Below are 1,246 nucleotides of genomic sequence, written 5' to 3' on the forward strand. Positions count from 1 at the left end.
AATGTCCGCAAAGGGTGGTGGGTTCAACGGGTGGCGGCAACACAAGCTTGGAAACGCTCGGCGGGTGTTTGGTATTCGAGCGTTTTCCTTGGTCGTTCGTTGAGTTGCCGGGCGACAGCGCTCAGTTTGGCCTGGCTGTATAGCGACAGATCTGTTCCTCTGGGAAAATACTGTCGCAGCAGGCGATTGGTGTTTTCGTTGGAGCCGCGTTGCCAGGGCGACTGCGGGTCGCAGAAATAGACTTCGACATCGCTAGCCAGCGTGAGGCGGGGATGATCGGCCAGTTCCTTACCGCGATCCCAGGTAAGTGACTTGTAGAGTTCGCGCGGCAGGCGCTGCGTCTGCCTGATCAGCGCCGACACGACGCTCCTTGTGTCCTTGTTGGCGACCTTGACCAGCATCACATAGCGCGAATGCCGTTCGACCAGCGTCGCGATGTAGCTGTTCTTCGTGCCTCCGATCAGATCGCCTTCCCAGTGACCGGGAATGGCGCGGTCCTCGACAGAGGCGGGGCGTTCGCTGATCGAGACGGCATCCTTGATCTGGCCATGTCCGTTACGCTTGAGGCTGGCGTGCCGGGACCTGCGGATCGTGCGCCGGGCGCGCAGATGCTCCAGCAGTTCCTTCTTCAGAACTCCGCGCGCCTGTATGTACAGGCTTCTGTAGATGGTCTCGTGCGACACCTGCCTGTGCGGCTCCTCGGGAAAGCTGCGCCTGAGCCACCCCGCGATCTGTTCCGGTGACCATTTGCGGCGCAGCTTGGCCGATACTGCCCGTGCCGGTGGCGGCGAGCAAGCCAGCTTGCAGGGCTTGGGCCGCAAGGCACGGTCCCATGCCGCCTGATCGGACGCAGTAGCGCGATACCGTGCAGGGCCGCCATTGCGCCTGACTTCGCGACTGATCGTCGAGGGCGAGCGGCCCAGTCGCCGTGCCTATCGCACGCAAGGGTTCACTGACGCTCAGGCCCCGCGAAATCTCCTCGCGCTCGGCAAGGCTCAGTGCACGGATGCTCCGCTTGCGATCGGCGGGCCGGATACCGCCGGTCGGCGAAATCACCGAAAATACCGAAGATGATTCTCGATCAAACCTTCGTCCGATCGAACTCATCGACTCCCCGCGCTGCCAGCGATCCCATATCTCTGCTCGCTGACTGGCCGTGTAATAGATCCGACGACGCTGCTTCATCGCGACACTCCATCTTCCGCAAAAGATTAAAGTGTTGCCGCCACCCGTTGAACCCACCGGC

Annotated in this window: 1 pseudogene; it reads right to left on the bottom strand. The window is 61.8% G+C overall.

The window, feature by feature from the left end:
• Nucleotides 1-23: 23 nt before the first annotated feature.
• Nucleotides 24-1,185 (bottom strand): annotated as a pseudogene (locus HWN72_RS30665) (IS30 family transposase).
• Between the last annotated feature and the right edge of the window lie 61 nt (nucleotides 1,186-1,246).

This window comes from Novosphingobium sp. HR1a, assembly GCF_015594425.1.
Lineage (GTDB): Bacteria > Pseudomonadota > Alphaproteobacteria > Sphingomonadales > Sphingomonadaceae > Novosphingobium > Novosphingobium resinovorum_A.